The sequence below is a fragment of the Streptomyces sp. NPDC006798 genome (genome assembly GCF_040635975.1).
Lineage (GTDB): Bacteria > Actinomycetota > Actinomycetes > Streptomycetales > Streptomycetaceae > Streptomyces.
The window spans coordinates 49,187-74,233 of record NZ_JBEYIS010000009.1; the positions used below are offsets into that span (position 1 = coordinate 49,187).

Annotated in this window: 28 protein-coding genes and 1 pseudogene; 23 read left to right on the forward strand and 6 right to left on the reverse strand. The window is 69.6% G+C overall.

Annotated elements, in window-relative coordinates; genetic code table 11:
* Positions 1-442 precede the first annotated feature (442 nt).
* From ABZ714_RS08080 to ABZ714_RS08120, 9 genes and pseudogenes are all read left to right on the forward strand, one after another.
* Complete coding sequence (locus ABZ714_RS08080; RefSeq protein ID WP_358824441.1) at positions 443-1,708, forward strand: hypothetical protein; 1,266 nt, start codon at positions 443-445, stop codon at positions 1,706-1,708.
* Between the two features lie 88 nt (positions 1,709-1,796).
* Positions 1,797-2,396: a TlpA disulfide reductase family protein gene (locus ABZ714_RS08085; RefSeq protein WP_358824313.1), complete on the forward strand. Its 600-nt coding sequence runs from the start codon at positions 1,797-1,799 to the stop codon at positions 2,394-2,396.
* Between the two features lie 7 nt (positions 2,397-2,403).
* On the forward strand, positions 2,404-3,180 hold the full coding sequence (locus ABZ714_RS08090) for a cytochrome c biogenesis CcdA family protein (RefSeq protein ID WP_358824442.1): 777 nt from the start codon (positions 2,404-2,406) through the stop codon (positions 3,178-3,180).
* A 5-nt stretch (positions 3,181-3,185) separates the two neighbouring features.
* The gene (locus ABZ714_RS08095) at positions 3,186-5,093 is read left to right on the forward strand and encodes a cytochrome c biogenesis protein ResB (protein ID WP_358824314.1); all 1,908 of its coding nucleotides are present in this window, start codon (positions 3,186-3,188) and stop codon (positions 5,091-5,093) included.
* Positions 5,090-6,172 (forward strand): c-type cytochrome biogenesis protein CcsB, encoded by a 1,083-nt coding sequence (gene ccsB / locus ABZ714_RS08100; protein ID WP_358824315.1) that lies wholly within the window; start codon positions 5,090-5,092, stop codon positions 6,170-6,172. The genes ABZ714_RS08095 and ccsB overlap by 4 nt, the downstream gene beginning before the upstream one ends.
* A 298-nt stretch (positions 6,173-6,470) precedes the next feature.
* On the forward strand, positions 6,471-6,728 hold the full coding sequence (locus ABZ714_RS08105) for a hypothetical protein (RefSeq protein ID WP_358824316.1): 258 nt from the start codon (positions 6,471-6,473) through the stop codon (positions 6,726-6,728).
* A gap of 5 nt (positions 6,729-6,733) precedes the next feature.
* Complete coding sequence (locus tag ABZ714_RS08110; protein ID WP_358824443.1) at positions 6,734-7,102, forward strand: hypothetical protein; 369 nt, start codon at positions 6,734-6,736, stop codon at positions 7,100-7,102.
* 595 nt (positions 7,103-7,697) lie between these two features.
* Positions 7,698-8,222 (forward strand): annotated as a pseudogene (locus ABZ714_RS08115) (DUF6879 family protein); the annotation flags it as partial.
* Positions 8,223-8,299: 77 nt separating this feature from the next.
* The gene (locus tag ABZ714_RS08120; protein WP_358824317.1) at positions 8,300-8,743 is read left to right on the forward strand and encodes an NUDIX hydrolase; all 444 of its coding nucleotides are present in this window, start codon (positions 8,300-8,302) and stop codon (positions 8,741-8,743) included.
* An 87-nt stretch (positions 8,744-8,830) separates the two neighbouring features.
* Here ABZ714_RS08120 and ABZ714_RS08125 read toward each other — a convergent pair whose 3' ends face one another.
* From ABZ714_RS08125 to ABZ714_RS08135, 3 genes are all read right to left on the reverse strand, one after another.
* Positions 8,831-9,664, reverse strand: coding sequence for a sugar nucleotide-binding protein (locus ABZ714_RS08125; RefSeq protein ID WP_358824318.1), 834 nt, complete (start codon positions 9,662-9,664; stop codon positions 8,831-8,833).
* Positions 9,665-9,986: 322 nt separating this feature from the next.
* A complete protein-coding gene (locus ABZ714_RS08130; RefSeq protein WP_358824319.1) occupies positions 9,987-10,232 on the reverse strand; it encodes a type II toxin-antitoxin system RelE/ParE family toxin in 246 nt (81 codons plus the stop codon).
* Entirely contained in the window at positions 10,229-10,489 is a 261-nt protein-coding gene (locus ABZ714_RS08135; RefSeq protein ID WP_358824320.1) for a type II toxin-antitoxin system Phd/YefM family antitoxin, read from the reverse strand. The genes ABZ714_RS08130 and ABZ714_RS08135 overlap by 4 nt, the downstream gene beginning before the upstream one ends.
* Before the next feature lie 170 nt (positions 10,490-10,659).
* On the opposite strand from ABZ714_RS08135, the gene ABZ714_RS08140 reads away from it, so the two are divergent.
* The gene (locus tag ABZ714_RS08140; RefSeq protein WP_358824321.1) at positions 10,660-11,433 is read left to right on the forward strand and encodes a glycosyltransferase family 2 protein; all 774 of its coding nucleotides are present in this window, start codon (positions 10,660-10,662) and stop codon (positions 11,431-11,433) included.
* A 15-nt stretch (positions 11,434-11,448) separates the two neighbouring features.
* Here the strand turns inward: ABZ714_RS08140 and ABZ714_RS08145 are convergent, their stop codons facing one another.
* The gene (locus ABZ714_RS08145) at positions 11,449-11,901 is read right to left on the reverse strand and encodes an ATP-binding protein (protein ID WP_358824322.1); all 453 of its coding nucleotides are present in this window, start codon (positions 11,899-11,901) and stop codon (positions 11,449-11,451) included.
* 152 nt (positions 11,902-12,053) lie between these two features.
* Between ABZ714_RS08145 and ABZ714_RS08150 the strand changes: the two genes are divergently transcribed.
* The 4 genes from ABZ714_RS08150 to ABZ714_RS08165 all read left to right on the forward strand — a co-directional run bounded on the left by ABZ714_RS08150 (position 12,054) and on the right by ABZ714_RS08165 (position 14,616).
* The gene (locus ABZ714_RS08150; RefSeq protein WP_358824323.1) at positions 12,054-12,935 is read left to right on the forward strand and encodes a helix-turn-helix transcriptional regulator; all 882 of its coding nucleotides are present in this window, start codon (positions 12,054-12,056) and stop codon (positions 12,933-12,935) included.
* Positions 12,932-13,174, forward strand: coding sequence for a DUF397 domain-containing protein (locus ABZ714_RS08155; protein WP_358824324.1), 243 nt, complete (start codon positions 12,932-12,934; stop codon positions 13,172-13,174). The genes ABZ714_RS08150 and ABZ714_RS08155 overlap by 4 nt, the downstream gene beginning before the upstream one ends.
* Positions 13,175-13,321: 147 nt before the next feature.
* Positions 13,322-13,573, forward strand: coding sequence for a DUF397 domain-containing protein (locus tag ABZ714_RS08160; protein WP_358824325.1), 252 nt, complete (start codon positions 13,322-13,324; stop codon positions 13,571-13,573).
* Positions 13,574-13,665: 92 nt separating this feature from the next.
* A complete protein-coding gene (locus tag ABZ714_RS08165) occupies positions 13,666-14,616 on the forward strand; it encodes a DMT family transporter (RefSeq protein WP_358824326.1) in 951 nt (316 codons plus the stop codon).
* On the opposite strand, the gene ABZ714_RS08170 is transcribed toward ABZ714_RS08165, so the two are convergent.
* Positions 14,498-15,472 (reverse strand): LysR family transcriptional regulator, encoded by a 975-nt coding sequence (locus tag ABZ714_RS08170; protein ID WP_358824327.1) that lies wholly within the window; start codon positions 15,470-15,472, stop codon positions 14,498-14,500. The two genes, ABZ714_RS08165 and ABZ714_RS08170, sit on opposite strands and share 119 nt — an antisense overlap.
* 28 nt (positions 15,473-15,500) lie before the next feature.
* On the reverse strand, positions 15,501-15,911 hold the full coding sequence (locus ABZ714_RS08175; RefSeq protein ID WP_358824328.1) for a PLD nuclease N-terminal domain-containing protein: 411 nt from the start codon (positions 15,909-15,911) through the stop codon (positions 15,501-15,503).
* A gap of 90 nt (positions 15,912-16,001) precedes the next feature.
* On the opposite strand from ABZ714_RS08175, the gene ABZ714_RS08180 reads away from it, so the two are divergent.
* The 9 genes from ABZ714_RS08180 to ABZ714_RS08220 all read left to right on the forward strand — a co-directional run bounded on the left by ABZ714_RS08180 (position 16,002) and on the right by ABZ714_RS08220 (position 24,737).
* Positions 16,002-17,447, forward strand: coding sequence for a menaquinone biosynthesis decarboxylase (locus ABZ714_RS08180; protein ID WP_358824329.1), 1,446 nt, complete (start codon positions 16,002-16,004; stop codon positions 17,445-17,447).
* The gene (gene mqnP / locus ABZ714_RS08185; RefSeq protein ID WP_358824330.1) at positions 17,444-18,397 is read left to right on the forward strand and encodes a menaquinone biosynthesis prenyltransferase MqnP; all 954 of its coding nucleotides are present in this window, start codon (positions 17,444-17,446) and stop codon (positions 18,395-18,397) included. Before ABZ714_RS08180 ends, mqnP begins: the two co-directional genes overlap by 4 nt.
* A 46-nt stretch (positions 18,398-18,443) precedes the next feature.
* Entirely contained in the window at positions 18,444-19,004 is a 561-nt protein-coding gene (locus ABZ714_RS08190) for a Uma2 family endonuclease (protein ID WP_358824331.1), read from the forward strand.
* 111 nt (positions 19,005-19,115) lie between these two features.
* Positions 19,116-19,904, forward strand: a complete 789-nt coding sequence (locus ABZ714_RS08195; protein ID WP_358824332.1) for a UbiX family flavin prenyltransferase — start codon at positions 19,116-19,118, stop codon at positions 19,902-19,904.
* Positions 19,905-20,071: 167 nt separating this feature from the next.
* Positions 20,072-20,527, forward strand: coding sequence for an Lrp/AsnC family transcriptional regulator (locus ABZ714_RS08200; RefSeq protein ID WP_358824333.1), 456 nt, complete (start codon positions 20,072-20,074; stop codon positions 20,525-20,527).
* Positions 20,528-20,688: 161 nt separating this feature from the next.
* A complete protein-coding gene (gene mqnE / locus ABZ714_RS08205; RefSeq protein WP_358824334.1) occupies positions 20,689-21,852 on the forward strand; it encodes an aminofutalosine synthase MqnE in 1,164 nt (387 codons plus the stop codon).
* Positions 21,853-21,868: 16 nt separating this feature from the next.
* On the forward strand, positions 21,869-22,393 hold the full coding sequence (locus tag ABZ714_RS08210; RefSeq protein WP_358824335.1) for a GNAT family N-acetyltransferase: 525 nt from the start codon (positions 21,869-21,871) through the stop codon (positions 22,391-22,393).
* 170 nt (positions 22,394-22,563) lie between these two features.
* The gene (locus ABZ714_RS08215) at positions 22,564-22,854 is read left to right on the forward strand and encodes a DUF4229 domain-containing protein (RefSeq protein ID WP_358824336.1); all 291 of its coding nucleotides are present in this window, start codon (positions 22,564-22,566) and stop codon (positions 22,852-22,854) included.
* A 497-nt stretch (positions 22,855-23,351) separates the two neighbouring features.
* Positions 23,352-24,737, forward strand: a complete 1,386-nt coding sequence (locus ABZ714_RS08220) for a dicarboxylate/amino acid:cation symporter (RefSeq protein ID WP_358824337.1) — start codon at positions 23,352-23,354, stop codon at positions 24,735-24,737.
* Positions 24,738-25,047 lie beyond the last annotated feature (310 nt).

The following is a 25,047-nucleotide window of genomic DNA, read 5'->3' on the forward strand; positions in this document are numbered from 1 at the left end:
GTACCGCCGTACCGCCGTACCGCCGTACCGCCGTACCGCCGTACCGCCGTACCGCCGTACCGCCGTACCGCCGTACCGCCGTACCGCCGTACCGCCGTACCGCCGTACGGCCCACCGGCCCCGGGCTCCCGGCTCACCGGCCCCGGGCTCCCCCCCCGGCTCATCGATTCCGCCCCGCGCGGCCGGGGCGACGGAATTCGCGTCGAATCGGTTCCCCGACCCGCCCCCGTGTTCCCGACCATTTCCCGGGTTGTTTCCCGCCTGTCACATACGCCCCTGGAACCGGATACCGAACCACCACGCACCCGCCGCCCCCTTCTTCCTCTCTCCTTATAACCATCCTGAAACTCCGGGCATATTGAGTGAGTTATCGGGAACCCGCCCGCCGAGTCCCCCCTCTTATCGCGTACACGGGGGACGGAAGCGGATGGGAAAGATCTTTATGCGTGACATCAGCCGTAGGGGACTTCTGGGGACGGGGCTTTCCGTCGCCGCGACGGCCGGGCTCGCCGGCTGCGGTACCGGCGGTTCCGGCGGCTCGGGCGGAAGCGTCGACAGCGCCCCTGGCGGCGGTGCCGGAGCCGGGGATCCCGGCCGTACGAAAAACGACCCTTCAGGGCGGCCCTCCCGCCCGATCGGGGACGGCTCCACCGCCGATACCGGACCCCAGCCGAACCAGCCGCCCGCCGCCACCCCGCTCCGCCCCGGCGAGGCGCCGCCCCAATTCGTGGTCTTCTCCTGGGACGGTGCCGGGGACGTCGGCGACGGACTCTTCCCCCGCTTCCTCAAGATCGCGAAAGAGTACGACGCCACGATGACCTTCTTCCTCTCCGGCATATATCTGCTGCCGGAATCGAAGAAGAATCTCTACCGCCCGCCGAACAACCGGGTCGGCGCCTCCGACATCGGCTATCTCGAAGACGCCAACATCAAGAACACCCTGAAGTGGCTGCGCGCGGCCTGGCTCGACGGCCATGAGATAGGCACGCACTTCAACGGCCACTTCTGCGGCGAGGGCTCGCGCTCCGTGGCCCGCTGGACCCCCGCCGACTGGGAGAACGAGATATCCCAGGCCGTGGACTTCGTCACCAAGTGGCGCACCCATACCGGCTGGACCGATCTCGACCCGCTGCCCTTCGACTACACCAGGGAACTCGTCGGCGGCCGCACCCCCTGCCTGCTCGGCCAGGACCGGCTGCTGCCGACCGCGAGGAAGCTGGGCTGGCGGTACGACGCCAGCTCACCCGGCGGCCGGCAGACCTGGCCGGTCGAGCGCCGGGGAATCTGGGATCTGCCGCTGCAGTCCCTGCCCTTCCCCGGCCGGGGCTTCGAGGTGCTCTCCATGGATTACAACTTCATGGTCAACCAGTCCGGCTTCTCGTCCAACGGCGTCACCGCCAAGCGCCCCGGCTGGCGCAAGCAGGCCACCGGCGCGTACCTGGAGGGCTTCCGGCGCGCCTACGAGGGCAACCGCGCGCCCCTCTTCATCGGCAACCACTTCGAACAGTGGAACGGCGGCATCTATATGGACGCCGTCGAGGACGCGATCAAGGGCATGGCCGGGAAGAAGGACGTCCGCCTGGTCTCCTTCCGGCAGTTCTGCGACTGGCTCGACGTCCAGGACGCCGGAGTCCTCGCGAAGCTCCGTACCCTCGATGTCGGACAGGCCCCCACCGGCGGCTGGAACACTTTCCTTAAGGCCGTCTGACAAAGGGCGCCCGCCGTCCAATGGGTCGCTTCCGGGCACCGAGGGGGTGCCCGGAAGATCGCCGAATAGGCCATGCGAAACTTTTCACATGAGCCATAGTCGTGCGCATCGCGCCGCCCTCACGGCCGCCCTGGCGGCGGCCGGGGCGCTCACCCTGTCCGCGTGCACGGACGGGGGCACGTCCGGTGGCGGCGGTCAGACGAACTTCGTCAGCAGCAACAGCGGAATTTCGACCGTCGCCAAGGGCGACCGCAAGCCCGTCGGCAAGATCGCGGGCGACACCCTCGAAGGCGAAGCGCTCGACATCGCCGACCTCAAGGGCAAGATCGTCGTCATCAATGCCTGGGGTTCCTGGTGCCCGCCCTGCCGGGCCGAGGCACCGGCCCTGGTGAAGGTCGCCGCCGACACCAAGGCGAAGGGCGTCGAATTCGTCGGCCTCAACGTCCGGGACCGCGACAAGGGCCCGGCGATCGAGTTCGAGAAGGACTACAAGGTCAACTACCCCAGCATCTACGACCCCACGGGCAAACTGATCATCAGTGGTTTCCCCAAGGGCACGCTGAATCCGCAGGCCATTCCCTCCACGGTCGTCCTCGACCGGGAAGGAAAGATCGCGGCGCGTTTCCTCGGCGGACTCTCCGAGAAGCAGCTCCGCTCGATGCTCGACCCCGTGATCGCGGAGAAGTGATCCGGTGATGTACGCGGAGCCGGTGGCCCTGCTCGCTTCGACGCACCCCAACCCCACCGTGATGACCGGCACCCTGCTGCTCGCCGTCCCGGTGGCGGTCTTCGGGGGCCTGATCTCGTTCTTCTCCCCGTGCGTGCTGCCGCTGGTCCCCGGCTATCTGTCGTACGTCACGGGCACCGGCGGCACCGATCTGGCCGACGCCCGGCGCGGCCGGATGCTCGCCGGCGCCAGCCTCTTCGTCCTCGGCTTCTCCGCCGTCTTCGTCTCCGGCGGCGCGCTCTTCGGCTACTTCGGCGCGACGCTCATGGAGCACCAGGAGACGCTGACCCGGGTCCTCGGTGTGGTGATGGTGCTGATGGGCGCCTTCTACATGGGCGGTATGCCCTGGCTCACCCGCCGCGAGTTCCGGTTCCACACCCGCCCGGCCACCGGGCTGGTCGGCGCGCCGATACTGGGCGCGCTCTTCGGCGTCGGCTGGACGCCCTGTATCGGCCCCACCCTCACCGCGGCGATGTCACTCGCCGCCGATCAGGGGAGCGCCACCCGCGGCGCCGCACTGACCTTCGCCTACTGCGTCGGCCTCGGACTGCCCTTCATCCTCACCGCCGTCGCCTTCCGCAAGGCGCTCGGCGCGTTCGCCTGGGTGAAGCGGCACTACGTCTGGGTCATGCGGATCGGCGGCATCATGATGATCGCGACCGGAGTGCTCATGCTGACCGGCGTCTGGGACACCATGATGCAGCAGGTGCAGGTCTGGACGAGCGACTTCACGGTAGGGATCTGACCCCGATGAGCAACACCGACACCGACACCCGGAACCGCGACGGCCGGGCGGCCGACGGCAGCGGCGCCGACGACGAGGCGAGCCGGGAGGCGGCGGCCGGGGCCCAGCTCTCCACCGCCCCCCGCGAGGAGAGCCCCACCGCCGTCGGCGGCCCCACCCTCGGAGTGATCGGCTGGGCCCGCTGGTTCTGGCGCCAGCTCACCTCCATGCGGGTCGCCCTGCTCCTGCTCTTCCTGCTCTCCCTCGCGTCCATCCCCGGATCCCTGATCCCGCAGCGGATGGTCGACGACCTGAAGGTGCGGACCTGGAAGGAGGAGAACGAGTTCTGGGCCCCGATCTTCGAGAAGCTCCAGCTCTTCGACGTCTACAGCTCGATCTGGTTCTCCGCGATCTACATCCTGCTCTTCGTCTCCCTGATCGGCTGCATCCTCCCGCGCACCTGGCAGTTCGTCGGCCAGCTCCGCTCCCTGCCGCCGGGCGCCCCCGGCCGCCTCAACCGGATGCCCGCGTACACGACCTGGCGTACGGAAGCCGAGCCCGAGCAGGTCCGCGAGGCCGCCCTCGCCCTGCTCCAGAAGCGCCGCTTCCGGGTCCATGTCGTCAAGAACGCCGTCGCCGCCGAGAAGGGCTATCTCCGCGAGGCCGGGAACCTGATCTTCCATGTCTCCCTGATCGTGATGCTGATCGCCTTCGCCGCGGGCCAGCTCTTCAAGTCCGAGGGCGGCAAGCTGATCGTCGAGGGCGACGGCTTCGCCAATACGCTCACCCAGTACGACGACTTCCGCTCGGGCGCCCTCTACGACAACGACAAGCTCGACCCGTTCTGGTTCGACCTGAAGAGCTTCGACGCGACGTACGAGCGCAGCGGCCCGCAGAAGGGCACCGCCCGTACCTTCGAGGCGAAGGTTCTCGCCGGGAAGATCGGCGAAGAGGGTCGCGAGCGCGTCATCGAGGTCAACAAGCCGCTCGACATCGACGGCACCAAGGTCCACCTCCTCTCCCACGGCTACGCACCCGTGGTCACCGTCCGCGACGGCCGGGGCAAGATCGTCTACGACAAGGTCGCCGTACCGATGCTCCCGGTCGACGGCAACATCACCTCGTCCGGCGCGGTCAAGGTGATGGACGGCTACCGCGACAAGAACGGCAAGAAGGAGCAGCTCGCCTTCAAGGCGTGGTTCGTGCCGACGTTCGGCAGCGACGGCAAGCACGGCGGCGAGGACACCCCGCTGGGCGGCCCGATGTTCTCCACGTACCCCGGACTCGACTTCCCGGTCCTGGCGCTCAACGCGTACCACGGCAGTCTCGGCGTCGACTCCGGCCTGCCGCAGAACGTGTACCAGCTCGACACCCGGAAGCTCACCCAGTTCAAGGACGACAAGGGCGAGATCTTCAAGGCCCTCCTGATGCCGGGCGAGACGATGACCCTCCCCAACGGCGCGGGCTCGATCACCTTCGAGACGGAGATCAAGGAGTGGGCCAGCTTCCAGATCTCCGAGCAGCCCGGCAACGGCTGGGCGCTGGCGGGCGGTATCGCCGCGATCGTCGGCCTGGCGGCGTCGCTCTTCATCCAGCGCCGCCGGGTGTGGGTCCGGGCGGTCACCGGCCGGGACGGTGTGACGGTGATCGAGATGGCGGGCCTGGGCCGCAGCGAGTCGGCGAAGCTCCCGGAGGAGCTGGGCGAGCTGGTGGCACTGCTGCACGCGGAGGCGCCGACGGCGGCGGAGCCGCAGGTGGCGGGCGACACCACGCCGGAAGAGACCCCCGGCGGCAAATCGGCGGGGAAACCCGAGGAGAATGCCTCGAAGCCGACCTCCAAGGACGCCTCCGCCTCCGCCTCCGCTTCCTCTTCCTCCTCCGAACCCGACGACCCCCAAGATCCCGCAGTGACTGCCGAAGGGGCTGAGAAGTGAATCTCGCCGCCGCGACGAACGAGACCCTCGCCGAGTACAGCAACAACCTCATCTACTCCGCGATGGCCGTCTACACCCTGGCCTTCCTCGCGCACATCGCCGAGTGGATCTTCGGCAGCCGCAGCAAAGTCGGCCGTACGGCGGCGGCGCTGACCCCGGCGTCGGCGTCCTCGTCGGCGAAGGCCCCCGCCGTCGCGGTCCGCGGGAAGGAGGGCGGCACGGCCGTCCTCGACAAGCCCAAGGTCGTCACCCGCTCCGCCACGGGCAGCCGCGACGTCCCGGACGGCCCCGGCGCGGCCGGCGGCACGGAGAAGGGCGACCTGTACGGCCGGATCGCGATCGCCCTCACGGTCCTCGCCTGGGGGCTCCAGGCGGCGGGCGTCGTCACCCGCGCGTTCTCGGTGGAGCGGGTGCCGTGGGGCAATATGTACGAGTTCTCGATCACGCTCGGCGCGGTCGTCGTGGGCGCGTACCTCGCCCTCCTCGCGGCGAAGAAGAACGTCCGCTGGCTCGGCCTGCTCCTGACCGGCACCATCCTGACGGACCTCGGCCTGGCCGTGAAGGTCTTCTACACCGAGAGCGACCAGCTCGTCCCGGCGCTGGACTCGTACTGGCTGGTCATCCACGTCTCCACGGCGATCTTCTGCGGCGCGGTCTTCTACATCGGCGCGGCGGGCTCCATCGTCTACCTCTTCCGCGACTCCTACGAGTCCAAGCTGGCCCGCGGCGACAAGCCGAGCGCCTTCGCGTCCTCGGTCCTCGAACGCATGCCGTCGGCCGCGACACTCGACAAGTTCGCCTACCGCGTCAACGCGGCGGTCTTCCCCCTCTGGACCTTCACGATCATCGCCGGCGCCATCTGGGCGGGCGACGCGTGGGGCCGCTACTGGGGCTGGGACCCCAAGGAGGTCTGGTCCTTCATCACCTGGGTCGCCTACGCCTGCTACCTCCACGCCCGCGCCACCGCCGGCTGGAAGGGCCGCAAGGCGGCGATCCTGGGCCTGATCGCGTTCGCCTGCTGGCTCTGGAACTACTACGGCGTCAACATGTTCGTCCAGGGTCTGCACTCGTACGCGTAGCCCGGACCTCTTTGCTCCAGGAGCCCGCCCCCGCGACATGTTCGCGGCGGCGGGCTCCGCGCGTTGATGGTGCTGTGTGAACCCCGCGACGGCGGGGAGGGCGCGATGTCGAAGTCGTTCTGTTCGTCGGTGAGGGGACCATCCCCGCAGGTCGCGGGGAGCAGGGCGCGGCGCCGATGATGTGCGGGCCTTGGTAGGGGGCATCCCCGCGGACGCGGGGCCGACGACGGGCTGACGCAGATCGAGTACGGGTACGGGTACGTACCCGTACTCTAAAGGGATGGGAAGGAGCACGCTGATGTCCGACGCCAATGTCCGTATCCCCGAGGAAGCCAAGGACAGGCTCGCCGCCATTGCCGCGGCCGAGGGCCTGTCCCTGCGCGCGTACCTCGCCCGCCTCGCCGAGACCCTGCTCACCCCGGCCGAACGCGCCGAACGCGCCGAACAGGCGAAGGCCGCTCTCGCGGCGTGGAACGGCTACGCCCCCAGCCCCGCCGGGGAACGGGACCTGGACAGCGAGCTGGACCGGCGTCTCGGGCTGGCGGGCGGCCGGTGAGCAGCATGCACATCGTCCTGGACGAGACCGCGATGACCGCGGCCGGGCAGGGCAACATCCTGGCCTCCCGTCTCATCCACCGGGCTCACGCCGAGCCGGGCTGGTTCCTCTACGCCCCTGCGTGCGCGCTGGTCGAGGCCGACCGCGCCCGGCCGGGGACCGCCGAGCACCTCGCGACGCTGCCGGGCATCACCGTCCTCGACCTCGACCTGGCCGCCGCGCTGGCCGTCGCCCGGGAGGAGACCTGGGCCGCGGCCCACAGCCGGCACGCGGCCCAGCCCACTGCGGACCGGCCGGAGGGGGCCGTCATCGCCACCACCATGCCGAAGCGATGGGACGGTAGACCGGTCCGCGTTCTTGACCTCAACCCGTGACGGCGCGACGTCGGCGGATCTGGGACGGTGAGTGCTCTGCGGCCGCGGGTCGCGGACTATCCCCGCAGGCGCGGGGCCGACACCCCGCTCGGCGACACCTGCCACCGGCGGACGGGACCATCCCCGCAAGCGCGGGGCCGACACTTCCTGAGCTGGTGTTTCTTCAGCGGGGAGTGCGCGTTTCATTTAGTTGGAACGAGCGGGCCGTGCTTTGACGAGCGCAGAAGACGTGAGTGTCGGACACAGGCGCGGGCCTCCTGGACGGACCGGCAGGCTAGCAGCAGAGCCGGACTTGACGCGTACTTCCGACCGGGCAGAGCAGATCGCGGCGATCGGGCATTTGCGCCATTGTGAAGAGGGTCCGGCTCCCGCTAGCTTTCCGCCGTGCGCACCGATCTTGCGGATCGGAGCCCTGAGCGCAGGGCATTCCACGTCCTCTGACCGACCTGCCGAGCCAGTCGTAAGCGGCCACTACTGAGGCGATCTGCGACTACCGACAGGCGGGCCTCGCCCCGGGCGCGCGGACGAGGTTCTGCCGAACGAGACAGTTGTCCGGGTTCCCGTTCGGACGATCCCACCCTCAAGGAGGCATGCTATGCATCCGCCGATCCCCACCTGGGATGAACTGCTCGGCTCCGCCCGTCAGTCCGCCGTGCACCTGGAGATGCGTGATGTCTACGCCGTAGCGGACGAGCAGGAGGAATTCGACGCGTGGCAGGCGGGGCACCGGACCGACTGGGGCGACCGGGACTCCTGGTGGGGTCCCTGGCACACCTTGATCTCCGGCTTGGTCGCGCGGGGTGTCGTCGTACGCCGGGCCCGGATCGTCTCCGAACCCGTGACCGAGTACATCCGGTACGAGTACGACGAGACCACCGCCAACGTGGCCTCGGGTGAGCAGGTGCGGTGGCTGCCTCGGCGGCGGGCATCCGATCTGGCGCTCCCGGGGAACGACTTCTGGCTCATCGACGGCAAGACGATCCGCTGGAACCACTTCAGCGGCGACGGAGCGCCCGGCGACGGCGAGATCAGCGACGATCCGGCGGTCGCGAAGCTCTGCGCCGACGCCTTCGAATCCGTGTGGGCTCGGGCCGTACCTCACGAGCAGTACGAGATCCGAGGGTCGACATCCGCCGCCGGTGCGACATCTGCGGACCCCGAGACGGCCCGGCCTACGCAGCGCAGATCGAGGACCTCATGGCGTACACACCCTCCCGCTGGCCCGTATCCGTCAAGGCCGTGGCCCTGGACCGGCAGGGTCGGGTGCTGTTGCTGAAGAACGAGCGGGAGGAGTGGGAACTCCCCGGTGGACGGTTGGAGCTGCCCTTCGACGGCGGTCCCGGTGACGACAGCCCGGAGCGCGCCGTCGAACGCGAACTCCGCGAAGAGACGGGCTGGACCGTCGAGGCCGGTCCTCTGATCGACGGCGGGGTCTGGATCTACGAGCCGATCCCGGGGCGCCGAGTGCTGATCGTGACCTACGGCTGTACGGTCCTGACCCCCGACCGCGCCCCTGTGCTGAGTCACGAGCACAAGCAGATCGGGCTCTTCGCGCCCGACGAGGTATCGGGTCTTGTCATGCCGCAGGGGTACAAGAAGGCCATCGCGACGTGGGTCGGGCGAGACTGCCGTCGAGCGTAGGGCCGCGCGCAGCGCTGTGGCCCTGAAGCAGGAGCCGGCCGCGCCCGACCGCGTCTCGGCGCCGAGCGGGCCCGTCCCGGCAGCTACTTACGTCGTCGCGTTCCGAATGAATTGCCGAGCGCCCCGCAGCGTCGTGCGGAGGCGGCGCTGAGTCGCCCGGCTGTCCAGGCGGACGTCGAGTGCTCCGGGGAGGCCGCTCGTCGCCCGGGTGCCCTGGGGCAACCGGGCGGTTTCGAGGCCGTCCCGTTCTGCGACGAGGACGCCGAACTCGTACCGGCTGAGGGTGTCCGGCCCCGCGATGTGGTGGATGCCGGACGCGTCACTCGACGCCAGTTCCAGCAGCGCCGCCGCGAGGTCCGTGACGTGGACGGGGCAGCGGAACTCGTCGGTGAACAGGGCACCGTCGAAGGCGCCGGTCGCGAGCCGGTGGACCAGGCGTTCGTGCTCGGAGTCCCCGTCTCCGACGATCAGCGACGTACGGGCGACCACGGCCTCCGGGTACACGGCGAGAACCCCGGTTTCGGCCGCCGCTTTGGCCGCGCCGTACGGGGTGACGGGGGAGGGGAGGCACGACTCGTCGTAGAGCGCCCGGCCGACGCCGGAGAACACGGCGTCGGAGGAGACATGGACCAGGCGGATGCCGCGCTTCGCCGCGACGATCGCGAGCCGGACGGGGCCTCGCGCCGTAACCGCCCAGTCGGCCCCGCCGCTCGACGCGTTGATGACGACGCTCGGGTTCACCTCGGCTAAGACGGCGTCCAGCCTGTCCGCGTCCCGCAGATCGAGGCGGCGCCACTCGGTCGGGGCGGCGTCACCGGGCTTGGTGGCGTACGTCGCGATTGTCGTGTGCGCTGCGGATCTCGCCTGCCGGACGAGCTGGGAACCCAGAAATCCGCTGCCGCCGATGATCAGAACTGTCATACGAGCAAGGTAGCCCGGAGCGCCCTAGAGGGGTGTCACGGATGGGGTGGGGTGCTGCCTTGTTCCTGAATGAGTCGACCCCCGCATACGCGGGGCCGACGCGACGACCAGGGTCTGCGTTTCGTCGCAGTCCGGAACACCCCCGCATGCGCGGGGCCGACAGCAGGAGCACTCGCCGTACGGGTCGCCGCCGGGGAACACCCCCGCATACGCAGGGCCGACACTTGTTGATCTGCGATTCTTCCAGCGATCAAGCCGGATCTCATTTAGTTGGCGCACATGTACCGGCCGGTGTGCGGCCGCGCGGTGTGATCAGGGGCGATCAGCGCACCCGGCCGAGGTGGATCACGCTGACGCGGACCTGCCGATCACTGATCTCGTACAGAACACGGTAGATCCCGACGTGGATACGCAGCACGTCCGAGCTTCCGAACGCGCCTTTGGGCCGGGGGTTGTCGGCCAGGCGGTCGACGGCGGTGAATACCTGCCGTACCCCGGCGGGGTCGGTCTTGGCGAGCCGTTCGGCCTGGGTGAGGGCCTCGGGTTCCCAGATGATCTCGTAGCTCACGAGTCTGCCCCGCCGAAAATGCGGCGGTACGCCTCGTCATGCGGTACGCCCAGATTCTCTTCGTGCTCCTGGCGCGCGCGGTAGGCGGCGAGTGCCCTCAGCTCCTGGAGCTCCAGAGCGTCGGCGGGGCTGATCAGTATCGCGATGGTCTGTCCGTGATCGGTGATGGCGACCGGCTCACCGGTGGCGCTGACCTCGTGCGCGATGGCGCTGAGACGCTCACCGGCTTCCTCGATCGAGTACGTCGTCTCCATCATGTGCGCCAGCTTACGGAAACAGGCACTTTCCGGGTGGTGTCCCGCAGGGGCGAAGTGCTCCGGAGGATGGATTCGAGGGCCGGTGAGCGGGTTGATACCGTGGCCATCCCCGGCGGCACGTGTCGTCGGAGGCCCCTCTCGCACAGTCCTCACCAGTAAGGAACCCCGCCGTGCCCCTGGTTTCCGTGGTGATGCCGGTATACAACTCGGCCGTCACTCTGGGCGCGTCGGTGCGCTCCGTTCTCGCGCAGACCCATGCCGACGTCGAACTGCTGATCACCGACGACGCGTCCACCGACGGCTCCATGGACATGTTGCGGGAGCTGGCCGACCAGGACGAGCGCGTGCTGCCGGAGGCGGCGCCCGAGCAGGGCGGCGCGGCCAAGGCCCGGAACCTCGCAATGGCCCGGGCGCGTGGCGACTACGTGGCGTTTCTGGACAGTGACGACATGTGGCTCCCGGAGAAGCTGGAGCGGCAGATCGCCTTCGCCGCCGAGGGCGACGCCCCGCTGACGTTCACCTCCTATTACAAGGTCGACGGCGACTACACGGGCGAGGCGTGCGACTTCGTACCGAACGGGCGGGTCGTCGAGGCGCGCGAGCGCGTGACGTACCGGGACATGCTCATGCAGGACCACATCGGGGCCCTGACCGCCATGTACGACCGGAAGGCGCTCGGTACCCGGCTCATGCCGGACATGCCGAAGCGGCAGGACTACGCGCTGTGGCTGGACATCATGCGGGACGGGCACCCCGCCCGGGGCGTGCGGGAGCCGCTGGCCGTCTACCGGGCCGGTCGCGCGGGGTCGCTGTCCTCCAACAAGCTGGCGCTGGTCGAGCACAACTGGCGGCTGTACCGGAAGCACGAGCATCTCTCGTTGCCGTGGTCCGCCCTGGCGCTGTCCGGGGACGTATGGCACTCGCTGCGCAAGTCCCGGATCTGACCCGTCCCGGTGAGGTCAGCTCGGCGGCGGGAGGTCGATCTCGGCTCGGATCGTCTTTCCGACCGGTACGCGATCGAGTACGGCCCACCTGTCGGCCAGCGCCTCCACCAGCAGTAACCCCCGGCCGCTGACGGAACCCCCACCCGGATCCGCCAGCTCGCCCGGGTTCGGCGGGCGCCGTTCGCCGCGTGTGTCGGAGACCTCGATCCGCAGCAGGGCCGGCGAGAAGGCGAGGCGGAGCTCGAAGTCGCGGCCGGGGATCCGGCCGTGGGTGACGGCGTTCGCGGCCGGTTCGGCGACGATCAGCCCGGTGGTGTGGACGGCATCGGATTCGTACGGGACGTTCCAGCAACGGAGTTGGCGGAGCGCCGCGTGGCGGGCGAGGTGCGCGCCGAGCGGCGTGGAACTGAACCGCTGACAGAACATACGTACGGTGACCGGCGCCGGGTGGGTTGCGGGGGGTGCCATGGGGTCAATGTGGCGACGAGGTGCCCGGGTCTCCAGCTCGGCGACTCGTACGCTGCCGCACTGTACGAGTTCCCGGACTGGACGCACCGTGAACACGCCGTCACGATCGGTGAGTTGGTTCACCGAGGCATGTGTGCGGGAGGTGCCCTGTCATGACGGACGAGACGCATGACGTCGAGAGCCCGGAGGGTGACGGCGAGCCCGAATCCTGGGCGGGCAAGAGCGCGGAGCCGGAGGCGTTGGACAGTCTCCGGGTCTTCGGGGAGGTCATCAAGGCGTTTCGGCGGCGCGCCGAGCTGACGCAGGAGCAGTTCGCGTCGGTCGTCGGGTACTCCGTGCCCACGGTCGGGTCGATCGAGCAGGGGCGCCGCTTTCCGTCACTCGCCTTCGTGGCGCGGTCGGAGGACGTCCTGGACGGCTTCGGCGCGATCGAGGGCGCGGCGAAGAAACTGGCGCGGCGGCCGGGGCTGGCGGACTGGTTCCGGCAGTGGGCCCTGCTGGAGGAGCAGGCGATCACCCTCTACACCTATGAGAACCGGCTGATCCCGGGGCTGCTGCAAGCCGAGTCGTTTGCGCGGGTCCTCTTTGAGAATCAGCTGCCGTCGTCGCACGACACCGTGATAGAGGCACGGTTGGCCGAGCGCATGGAGCGGCAGCGACTGCTGCGGGACCGGCCGGACACCATCTTCAGTTTCATCCTGGAGGAGCACGTTCTGCTCCGGGGAACCGGTGGTCCCGAAGTCACCCGTGCGTCTATCGACCGGCTGCTTGAGGTGGCCGAACTGCGCAATGTGGAGCTTCAGATCATGCCGTTGAGGCAAGGGCATCATGCGGGGTTGGACGGGCCGATGCGGTTGCTGGAGACGCCCGAGAACCGGTGGTTCGCCTACTGCGAGGGGCAGCGCGGAGGTCAGTTCATCTCCGAGGCCAAAGAGATCAGCGTGCTCCAGACGAGGCATGCCAGGATGCGCTCACAGGCCCTCTCCTTCGAAGACTCCCTGGGCCTGTTGCAGCGGATGCGAGGAGCGCTATGAGCAGCACAGACCTGGCCTGGTTCAAGAGCAGTTACAGCAGTGGTGGCGACGGGGACTGTGTCGAGGTGGCCCTGTCATGGCACAAGTCGAGCTACAGCGGCGGTGATGGCGACGACTGCGTCGAGGTCGCCACCTGCCCCACCACCATCCACGTCCGTGACTCCAAGGTTCCCGACGGGCCCCGGCTCGCCGTCGACCCCGGGGTCTGGACGAGCTTCCTCTCCTACGCCCGGAGCTGATCGCCCCGAACAGGCCGCCGGGCCGGAAGCCAATAGCCTCGGCGGCCTGTTCCGGCCGTTCTTTCGCCGATGCTCTGCCGGGCGCGCGGTCCGGCCCCTACGCTGGGCCGTCGCGTCAAGCCGTCCCGGCCGAGATGAGGAGCCCCGATGCGCGCCACCGATCTGGTCTGGCTCAAGAGCAGCTACAGCAAGAGCGGCGGGCACGGCAACTGTGTCGAGGTGGCCATGGACTGGCACAAGTCCAGCTACAGCGGCGGCTCCGGCGACGACTGCGTCGAGGTCGCCACCTGCCCCGCCACCATCCACGTCCGGGACTCCAAGAATCCTGGCGGGGGTTGGCTCGATCTCAGCGCGCGGGCCTGGGGCGGGTTTCTGACGTACGCCACTGGACGCCCCTGACCTGCGGGTATCGGTCGCGCCGATCGGAACATCGGCAGGACTGCCCAGTACGCGCTCGATCCCCGGGCCCCTCCCCTCCTAGCGTCGCCGGTATGACCAGTGACCAGACCGGCGCGGTGCAGCTCACCGCCGCCATGGTGCTTTCCGGGACCATCGGGGTGTTCGTCGTCGAGTCGACCGCCGCGCCCTCCACCGTCGTACTCTTCCGGTGCCTCTTCGGGGCGCTCGCCCTCGCCGGATACGCCCTCGTACGCGGGTACTTCAAGGATCACGGGCTCACCCCCCGGAACCTCGGACTGGCCGCCCTCGGTGGGGTGCTCATCGTGCTGAACTGGGTGTTCCTGTTCTCCGCCTATGAGAACAGCTCGATCTCACTGGCCACCGTCGTCTATCACACCCAGCCGTTCTTCCTGGTGCTGCTGGGGGCCGTGGTGCTGCGGGAGCGGCTGACGCGGGGGCAGTCGGGGTGGCTCGTGGTCGCCTTCGGGGGGCTCGTCCTCGTGTCCGGGGTACGGCCCGGGGACTCCGCGTCCCTCTCCGGGGTCGGGTTCGCCCTGCTCGCGGCCCTGCTCTACGCCGCCTCCACCTTGATCACCAAGCGGGTCACCGGGGTCCGGCCGCATCTCGTGGCGCTTGTACAGGTGTTGGTGGGGCTGCCGTTGCTGCTGCCGCTCGCGGAGTTCGCCGAGGTCGGCGGGCTCGGCGCCGGGTGGGCGTGGCTGGTGGGTCTCGGGGTGCTGCACACCGGGGTGATGTACGTCCTGATGTACGCCGCCTACCAGCGGCTGACCACCGCCGGGATCGCCGTACTCGCCTTCGTCTATCCGGCCGTCGCGCTGCTCGTCGACTGGGCGGTGTACGGGCACCACATCGGGCCCCTCCAGGCTCTCGGGCTGCCGCTGATCGTCGCCGCGAGCCTGCGCGTCAACCGGCCGTCCCGGACAGCCCCGGCTCAAGATCCGGCCCCGGCCCCGGCCCCGGCTCCTGTTCCGGGCCCGGCTCCGACTCCTGTTCCCGGATCAGCCTCAGCGTCTCGTCGATGAAGAGCCGGACATGGCCCGGCAGCCGCTTCCCCTCCCGCCACGCCACCTGCGTGAACAGCCGGAACGGCGGCTCCCACGGCAGCGCCACCAGCGAACCGGCCGCCAGTTCCGAGCGGACCGTCACCCGGGGCAGCAGGGCGATCGCCAGGCCCGCCGCCACCCCCTGCTTGGCCGCCTCCAGCGTGCCGTACTCCCGGAACGGCGGCGCCGTGCCCGACACGCGGCGCAGCTCCGCCTCGAAGAGGTCGCGGTACGGGCAGCCCGGCTCGGTGCCCAGCAACTGCTCGCCCACCAGGTCCGCCGAGGTCAGCGGCGCGGTCCCGGGCGCGGCCAGCCGGTGGCGGGGCGCCGCGACCAGGACCAGGCGCTCCTGGGTGAGGACCTCCGTGGTCAGCCCCGGGTGCTCGGTCGCGGGGTCCATCAGGAAGCCGAGGTCGTACGTGCCCTTCAGCACCGCCCGGCGGGTCTCGTCGCCGAGGGCCGGGCGGAGCGCGAGCCGTACCGCCGGATAGCGGTGGTGGAAGAGTTCCAGCAGCGGCGGCAGCCGGTACGACGTCAGCGACTCCATCGTCCCGACGGTCAGCGCGCCCTCCGGCTCCCCGGTCTCCGCGACCGCCGCCCGCGCCTCGTCGTGCAGATCGATGATCCGGCGGGCGTACGGCACCAGGCGCTCACCCTCCGCCGTGAGCCGGATCCGGCTGCCGAGACGGTCGAAGAGCTGGACGCCGAGATCGGACTCCAGCGCCTTGACCTGCGCCGTCACACTGGACTGGGCGTACCGCAGCTCGGTTGCCGCAGCGGTGAAACCGCCCAGCTCCGCCACTTTCGCGAAGGTGATCAGCAGGCGCAGCTCCACGAGTGCTCCTCCGGGACGACTACTCGGCCTACTTCTCGTCGTCCTTCTTCTTGTTCGTGTCGTCCTCGGGGCGCTCCGGCGCCTTCTCCTCGTCCGGCTTGCCGTCCGCGCCGCCCGCCGGGCCGTTCCGCTTCGTCTCGTCGTTGAGCGACTTCAGGAAGTCCGGATTGTCGTCGGGCGCCACCCAGCCGCCGCCCCGGCCGCCGCCGCCCGAGAAGATGCCGCCGCCGGAGCCGCCGCCGTACGCGGCCGTACGGCGCGGGCGACCCGCGACGAACCAGGCGATCGGGCCCAGCAGCACCTCGCCGAAGAGCAGCACGATGAAGATCCACGCCAGCTTGGGAAGGTTGCGGACTTCCTTCTCCGGGGTGTTCAGCACATCGATGAAGGCATAGATCCACAGCGCCAGGACCAGGAGGAACGGCAGATACCGGAGCATGGTGGTGACGGTCCCCCAAGGAGAGGCTGCGGGGCGCGGGCGGGCACCCGGTGACCTGGCCAGGGTAGCCGGTACCGGATACTGGGGCCCATGGCATATGAGGATCTTCGTTCCCTGCTCAGGGCCCTGGAGCGCGAGGGAGACCTCAAGCGCGTCAAGGCCGAGGTCGACCCGCACCTGGAGGTCGGCGAGATCGTCGACCGGGTGAACAAGGCGGGCGGGCCCGCCCTCCTCTTCGAGAACGTCCGCGGCTCGTCCATGCCGCTGGCGATGAATGTCTTCGGTACGGACCGGCGGCTGCTGAAGGCGCTGGGGCTGAAGTCGTACTCCGAGATCTCCGAGAAGATCGGCGGGCTGCTGAAGCCCGAGCTGCCGCACGGCTTCATCGGGGTCCGCGAGGCGTTCGGCAAGCTCGGCACGATGATCCACGTACCGCCGAAGAAGGTGAAGGACGCTCCCGTGCAGGAAGTCGTCCTCCAGGGTGACGAGGTCGATCTCGACGCGCTGCCCGCCCTCTTCACCTGGCCCGAGGACGGCGGCTCCTTCTTCAACCTGGGGCTGACGCATACGAAGCACCCGGAGAACGGGGTACGGAACCTCGGGCTCTACCGGCTCCAGCGGCACGACCGCCGGACCATCGGTATGCACTGGCAGATCCACAAGGACTCCGCCAACCACTACCAGGTCGCCGCCCGGCGCGGTGAGCGGCTGCCGGTCGCGATCGCCTTCGGCTGCCCGCCCTCGGTGACGTACGCCTCCACCGCGCCGCTGCCCGGCGACATCGACGAGTACCTGTTCGCCGGGTTCGTCCAGGGCAAGCGGATCGAGATGGTCGACTGCAAGACCGTGCCGTTGCAGGTGCCCGCACAGGCCGAGGTGGTCCTGGAGGGGTGGCTGGAGCCGGGGAAGATGCTGCCGGAGGGGCCGTTCGGCGACCACACCGGCTTCTACACGCCGCAGGAGGACTTCCCGGCGCTCACCATCGACTGCGTCACCATGCGGAAGCGCCCGCTGTTGCAGTCGATCGTGGTCGGCCGGCCGCCGACGGAGGACGGTCCGCTGGGCCGGGCCACCGAGCGGTTCTTCCTGCCCCTGCTGAAGATCATCGTGCCGGACATCGTGGACTACCACCTGCCCGAGGCGGGCGGCTTCCACAACTGCGCGATCGTCTCCATCGACAAGCGGTACCCCAAGCACGCGCAGAAGGTGATGTCCGCGATCTGGGGCGCCCACATGATGTCGCTGACGAAGCTGATCATCGTGGTGGACAAGGACTGCGACGTCCACGATCTGCACGAGGTGGCCTGGCGGGCCCTCGGGAACACCGACTACGCCCGCGACCTGACCGTGGCCGAAGGGCCGGTGGACCATCTGGACCACGCCTCCTACCAGCAGTTCTGGGGTGGGAAGGCGGGTATCGACGCCACCGCCAAGTGGCCCGAGGAGGGGTATACCCGGGGCTGGCCGAACATGGTCGAGTCCGACGCCGACACCTCGGCGCTGGTGGACCGGCGCTGGAAGGAGTACGGCCTGTGACGGCGGACGGCGCCGCGGCCTCTCCGGCGGGGGCCGTCCCCGGTACCGAGCAGGGCGGCGGCCCGGCGGCCTCCGGCGGCGGCAAGGTCAAGGCGTTTCTGCGGCTGGTGATGATCGAGCACTCGGTCTTCGCCCTGCCGTTCGCCTATATCGCCGCCCTCACCGCGATGTACCAGGTGGACAGGAGCGTCCACTGGACCGAGCTGCTGATCGTCACCGTCGCCATGGTCGGGATGCGGACCTTCGCCATGGCCTGCAACCGGATCATCGACCGGGAGATCGACTCCCGCAATCCCCGGACCGCCGGGCGCGAACTGGTCACGGGCGCGGTGAGCGTACGGTCCGCCTGGACCGGGGCGCTGATCGCGCTGGCGGTCTTCCTGGGCGCGGCGGCGGCGCTGAACCCGCTGTGTCTGGCGCTGGCGCCGGTCGCGGTGGTCCCGATGGTGGTCTATCCGTACGGGAAGAGGTTCACGAACTTCCCGCACGCCATTCTCGGCCTGGCCCAGGCGATCGGCCCGATCGGCGCCTGGCTCGCGGTCACCGGCACCTGGTCGTGGGACGCGGTGATCCTCGGTGTCGCGGTCGGCGTCTGGATCGGCGGCTTCGATCTGATCTTCGGCTCGCAGGACGTGGCCGCCGACCGGGCGGAGGGCGTGAAGTCGGTCCCGGCCCGCTTCGGCGTCCCGGCCGCGCTCCACGGCGCCCGCGCCTGCCATGTGATCACCACGGCCCTGCTGGCCTGGTACGGCCTGGCGACCGACGCGGGGGCGTTCTTCTGGGTGGGCCTGGTGATCGTCGCGGCGGCGTTCGGCTACGAGCACACCATCGTCCGGCCGCACGACCTGTCCCGGCTGAACCGGGCGTTCTTCACGGTCAATGGTTTTATCGGAATTACCCTTTTCGTGTTCGCCCTGCTGGATCTGGTGGTGCGTGGTCTGACGGTGTGATTAGTCTCCGGGCTCTGTGAGGGGCAACTGTGGAGGTGCCGTCGCCGTGATCGACCCCGAGGCGGAACGCCCTCGTTCGCGGCTCGGCCGGTTCGAGGACATGTTCCCCGGCCATCGGACCGAGTTGGTCGAGGGCAACATCGTGCTGTGCCCCCTGCGGCCGTTCCACAACGAGACGATCATGCGTCTGTGGATGCTGCTGGAGCCGCAGCTCGCGGCGGAGTGGGCTCTGGTGAGCGATGTCGCCGTGCCCTTCACCGACGAGAACGAGTTCTGCCCCGATCTCGCCGTGATTCCGGCGGCGGAGGAGCGGCGCAATCTGTCCTGGTACCCGGCGGATCTGCTCGAACTGGCCGTCGAGGTCGTGTCGCCGAGCAGTGTCCGCAACGACTACGAGATCAAGGACCGCCACTACGCGGCCCGCGGCATCGCCCACTACCTGATCTTCGACCCCACCAAGGGCGAACTGCGCATCCGCCGGCACCCCGGCCCCGACGGCTACCGGGGCGGCGACACTCTTCCGTACGGGGAGCGGATCACCGTCGGCACATCACTCGGCAAGCTGGTCTTCGACACCTCCGTGCTGCCGGTCGACCCCGGGAAGTGACCGGCTCTTCCCCGATGGCCCGAGCGGGCCGGAAAGGGGCCGCTGACCGATGGCTCACCGAGGGCTGAGGACGGTGAGTGGCCCGGTCGCGGACCCGGATAGGCTCCCCGTGTGGAGGCAGTACGAGAAGCAGCACGGGAAGAACCGCGGGACGGGGTACGGCGGCCCTGGGTCGTCGGGGTGTCGGGGGCGTCCGGGACGCCGTTCGCCGCCGCCGTGCTGCGGGGGCTGATCGACGCGGGCGAGAGCGTCGACCTCGTGGTGTCGCGGGCCTCGCGGCTGACCCTGCTGGACGAGACCGGGATCTCCTTCCGGGACGCGCACTGGCGGGACGACCTCGCCGAGTGGCTGGGACGGGGCGCCGACGGGCGGGCCGGGACGTTCGGCGTCGGGACCGGGGATCTCGACGGGCTGCGGTACTGGAACGCCGGGGACCTCGCGGCCGGGCCGTCTTCGGGGTCGTACCCCGCGAAGGGCATGCTGATCGTGCCCGCCTCGACCGCCGCCGTCGCCGGGGTGGCCCTCGGGCTCTCCAAGGATCTGCTCCAGCGCGTGGCGAGCGTGACGCTCAAGGAGCGGCGGCCGCTGGTCGTCGCCGTACGCGAGACCCCGCTCAACGGGCAGACCCTGCGGCATCTCGTCACCCTCGACCAGGCCGGGGCCGTCGTCCTGCCCGCGTCGCCCGCGTTCTACGCCGGGGCGACGCACATCCAGGACCTGGTGGACTTCGTCGCCGGTCGGGCGCTCGACGCCGTGGGGGTGCCGCACACCCTCTACGGGCGCTGGAAGGGCGAGATCGGCGGCACGGCGAGGAAGGCCGCCGGGGCCGATGGCCCGGCCGGAGCCGAGAAGGCCGCCGACGCGGCCGAGGGGACGGGAACGGCGACGGGGACGGGCTGAGGGCGCCGGCCGTACCGTACCGGCCCGCCCGCCGAGTCGGGCGGCAGAAGATCCGTACCGACAGACATACCGACGGACTCTCCAGGGATCGCAGGGACAACTCCCCGCATCCCTTAGTTTCATTCTGATACTCACTGGATTGCTGAATAATGGAAGGCGCCAGGTTTATGGACGCGGTGGACAGGCAGCTCATCCAGGCCCTACGCGAAAACGGCAGGGCCTCCTACGCCGAGCTGGGACGGCTCGTCGGGCTCTCCGGGCCCAGCGTCACCGACCGGATCAACCGGCTGGAGGCGGCGGGGGTCATCACCGGCTACCGCGCCACCGTCGACGCCGCCTCCCTCGGGCTCGGTGTCACCGCCCTGATCGGGATCTCCCTCTCCGACGCCGCCGACCACGAGGACGTGGCCCGCAGGCTCCGCGATCTGGACGAGATCGAGGACTGCTGGTTCATCGCGGGCGACGACTCGTACATGCTCAAGGTCCGGGCCAATGACGTCGACGGCCTGGAGAAGACCATCCGGCGGCTCAGCGGCACCCGGGGCGTCTCCCGGACCCGGACCACGATCGTCCTCTCCACCAAGTGGGAGAACCGCGTCGGGGATCTGCCCGCCCAGGAATGACCCGGCGGACGGCTGGGGCTGCACGGCCCCGGCCGGCGGCTCGGCGGGGGCTCGGCGGGGGGCTCGGTGGGGGCACTCCCGCCCGCCGGGGGCGGGCCAAGTACCGTGGACGGAGCCCGATGGACGAGGCTCGACGGATCAGGAAAGTGGGAGGCGGGCGCATGGACGCTGGGCTCAAGCGCGAGCTGGAGGAGAAGGTCCTGGCCGGTGAGCGGCTGACCCGTGAGGACGGGATCGCGCTCTACGACTCCGACGACCTGGCCTGGCTCGGCGGCCTCGCCCACGAGGTGCGTACCCGCAAGAACGGTGACGTCGTCCACTTCAACGTCAACCGGCACCTCAATATGACCAATGTGTGCACCGCGTCCTGCGCGTACTGCTCGTTCCAGCGGAAGCCGGGCGAGAAGGACGCGTACACGATGCGGATCGAGGAGGCCGTCCGCCTCGCCAAGGCGATGGAGAACGAGAACCTCACCGAGCTGCACATCGTCAACGGGCTCCACCCCAACCTGCCGTGGCGCTACTACCCCCGGTCGCTCTCCGCCCTCAAGGAGGCGCTGCCGAACGTCTCACTGAAGGCGTTCACCGCCACCGAGATCCACCACTTCGAGACCATCTCCGGAATGTCGGCCTCCGACATCCTGGACGAGCTGATCGAAGCCGGTCTGGAATCGCTCACCGGCGGCGGCGCCGAGATCTTCGACTGGGAGATCCGCCAGCACATCGTCGACCACAAGACCCACTGGGAGGACTGGTCGCGGATCCACCGGCTGGCGCACAGCAAGGGACTCAAGACCCCGAGCACCATGCTCTACGGGCATATCGAGGAGCCGCGCCACCGGGTCGACCACGTACTGCGGCTGCGTGAGCTCCAGGACGAGACCGGCGGCTTCCAGGTCTTCATCCCCCTGCGCTACCAGCACGACTTCGTCGACATGAAGGACGGCAAGGTCCGCAACAAGCTCCAGGCCCGGACCACCATGGCCACCGGCGCCGAGGCGCTGAAGACCTTCGCCGTCTCCCGGCTGCTCTTCGACAACGTGCCGCACGTCAAGGTGTTCTGGGTGATGCACGGCGTCCAGACCGCGCAGCTCGCGCTCCAGCACGGCGCCGACGACATGGACGGCTCGGTGGTCGAGTACAAGATCACCCACGATGCCGACAACTACGGCACGCCGAACAAGCTGACCCGCGACGATCTGCTGGAGCTGATCCGCGACGCCGGATTCCGCCCGGTGGAGCGGAACACCCGGTACGAGATCATCCGCGAGTACCCCGGCCCGGAAGCCGGGCGGCGCGAGTCGCCGCAGCCCATGCGGGTCTGACCGGGGAGTGCGCGCGTTGCCCCTGACGTACACCCTCGACCCCGCCGTCGACCCGGCGCTCCGCGACGGAATCCTCCGGCTCTGGGCCGATGTCACCAACGCGGGCGGCGCGGTCGGATTCGTACCGCCCGTCACACCGGACGACATCCGGCCCGAGCTGGTCCGCCAGCTCGCCGCCCTGGCGGAGGGGCGGTCCCGGCTGCTCGTCGGCCACGACACCGACGGGCGGGTCGCGGCCACCGCGTTCCTCACCTTTAACAGCCATCGGCTGATGACCCACTGGATCTGGCTCTACACGGTCATGGTCCACCCGGACCAGCAGGGCCGGGGCGCCGGGCGGGGACTGATGGCGGCGGCGGCCGAGGCCGCCCGGGGCTTCGGCGGCGTCGAGGCGATCCGGCTCGGCTGCCGGGGCGGGCTCGGTTTGGAACGGTTCTACGCGTCCTGCGGCTACCGGGAGGTCGGGCGGGTGCCCGACGCGATCAGGGTCGGGGACGGGGAGTACCGGGACGACATCACGATGCTGCTGGCGCTGCGGTGACGGTGGTAACGGTGATGGCGGTGGTGAACGCGGTGGTCGCGGGGCCGTTCGAGGGGCCGCGCAGAGCCGCCGTATAGCTCGATTTCGGTACATGCTTCACTGGAACAGCACGTTCAATCCCCAGTCGCGTACGTGAACAGCGCGTGCGTACGGAAGAGAGAAGGGCCTCCGTGTCTGCCAAGTCGAGCGCCGCGATCAAGTACACCGGCCTGCGCCTCGCCGTCTTCGCGGGCTGCTTCGCGGTCGTGGCCGTCCTCGTCCAGTTCGGGGTCCTGCCCAAGGGCCTCGGCGACTCCAACTTCGTCTGGGTCGTGCTGCTGGCGCTGGTGCTGTCGGCGCCGCTGAGCTTCATCCTGCTGCGGAGGCAGCGCGACGCCATGTCCGAGCAGATCGTGGACTCCGTGGACCGGGCGAAGGACCGCCTCCACGCGAACCGTACGCGGGAGGACGGCATCGCCTGACGCGCGGGCGGGCTCGTACGGCCGGGTTCGTACGGGCGCGGACGCGGGCCGAGGAGCCATGGGGCGCGTCGTCTCGTGTCCGGCGGATGAAGCCCGGTATCGGGTGCATATCGGATGTGTCACACATCCCGGGTGGTGATCTTGAGATCCCGCCCGGGATGTCCGTGTTTATGCAGGCAGTCCCGATGGCGCGGTGTGGATTCCGAGGAAAACCCGCCCCCACGCCCCCAAGATGACCTTTGAGGACCTCAAAGCTCCGGTGTTAACGTGTTCCCCATGCAGACATCAGTGCGCCTCCGCCTTGCCGCGAGCCCCCCGCTCGTGGCGCGCCTGCATGTCGACCTCTGCCGCTGCATGTCCGCGGTCTGTCGCCGCTCGGTCTGACCCCGGCATCTCTCCCCAGCGGCAGCCCCGACTCGCAACCGAATCCGGCCCTACTCGCGCACGGGCGCCGTCTTCCGCTCACCCATTACCTCAGCCATCACTGGAGTGTGTCCGTGTCCGCGAACACGACGTCCCCCGCCGACCGGAAGCCCGAGGCATCCGAGCCCGGCGCCCGTCCCCGACTGCCGAGAATCCCCTTCTGGGCCCAGATCGTCGCCGGTCTCGTCCTCGGCGTCCTGCTCGGCTGGCTCGCCCGGGAACAGGACATCAGCTGGCTCAAGGACACGCTGGAGCAGGTCGGAGACATATTCGTCCGGCTGCTGAAGCTGGCCGTCGCGCCGCTCGTCTTCTTCGCGATCCTGATCTCGATCACCAACCTCCGCAAGGTCAACAACGCCGCCCGGCTGGCCGGCCAGACCCTGCTCTGGTTCCTGATCACATCCCTGATCGCGGTCGCCATCGGTATCACCATCGGCCTCCTCACCAACCCCGGCGAGGGCACCGGGCTCACCCCGAAGGACGGCGGACTCCCCAAGAAGACCGGCTCCTGGATCGACTTCCTGACCGGGATCATCCCGACGGACATCATCACCCCCTTCGCCGAGCTGAAGGTCCTCCAGATCGTCTTCCTCGCCGCCGTCGCCGGTATCGCGGCGCTCTCCCTCGGCGAGAAGGCCAAGCCCGTCCTCACCTTCAGCGAGTCCGTGCTGGAGCTGCTCCAGAAGGCGCTGTGGTGGGTCATCCGGCTCGCCCCGCTGGGCACCGTCGGCCTCATCGGCTACGCCATCGCCGACTACGGCTGGAACCTGATCAGCAAGTACGCGACCTTCACCGCCGACGTCTACATCGGCAGCCTGCTCGTCCTCTTCGGCGTCTACCCGCTGCTGCTCTGGGCCGTCGCCAAGGTCAACCCGCTCCAGTTCTACAAGGGCGCCTGGCCCGCGATCCAGCTCGCCTTCGTCTCCCGCTCCTCCGTCGGCACCATGCCCGTCACACAGCGGGTCACCGAGCGGCTCGGTGTGCCGAAGGAGTACGCGTCCTTCGCGGTCCCGTTCGGCGCCACCACCAAGATGGACGGCTGCGCCGCGATCTACCCGGCCCTGGCCGCGATCTTCGTGGCGGAGATCTTCGACATCCAGCTGGGCCTCAAGGAATACCTGCTGATCGTCTTCGTCTCGGTGGTCGGCTCGGCCGCGACCGCCGGACTCACCGGCGCGACCGTGATGACGACGCTGACCCTCTCCACGCTGGGCCTCCCGCTGGAAGGCGTCGGCCTGCTGCTCGCCATCGACCCGATCCTCGACATGATCCGCACCGCGACGAACGTCGCCGGACAGGCGGCCGTACCGGTCATCGTGGCGGCCCGGGAGAAGATCCTCGACCGCGACCAGTACGACGCGGCGGGGTCGACGTCGATCGACGACGAGACGGTGCCGGGGGCGTCGGGCGACGCCGGTGACTCGGGTAAGGGGAAGGTGTCGATCCCCGCGCCTGCGTGACCGCTCGCGCCGCGCGCTGAGGGGCCCTGTTGCCCCTCGGCCCCTCGGCCCTTGTGCTCACCGGAGCCCCCGCTCTCCCCCTCACGGGGAGCGGGGGCTCCGGTGCGTCCCGGGTGCGCCGCGCGTGGGGGTGCTCGGCCGTTTCGGACGGCGCCCCGCTGGTGTCTGTTCGCGCGGTTCCGCCCCCTATGCCTTCGGCGATGGGGGGACCCCCAGCGCCTTGGCCCTCCGGGTGGGGCCCGCGCCATCCGCCCGGCCGGGCGGGTGTCGTCGGGCGACCGCGCGCGGTCTGTGGCTGGTCGCGCAGTTC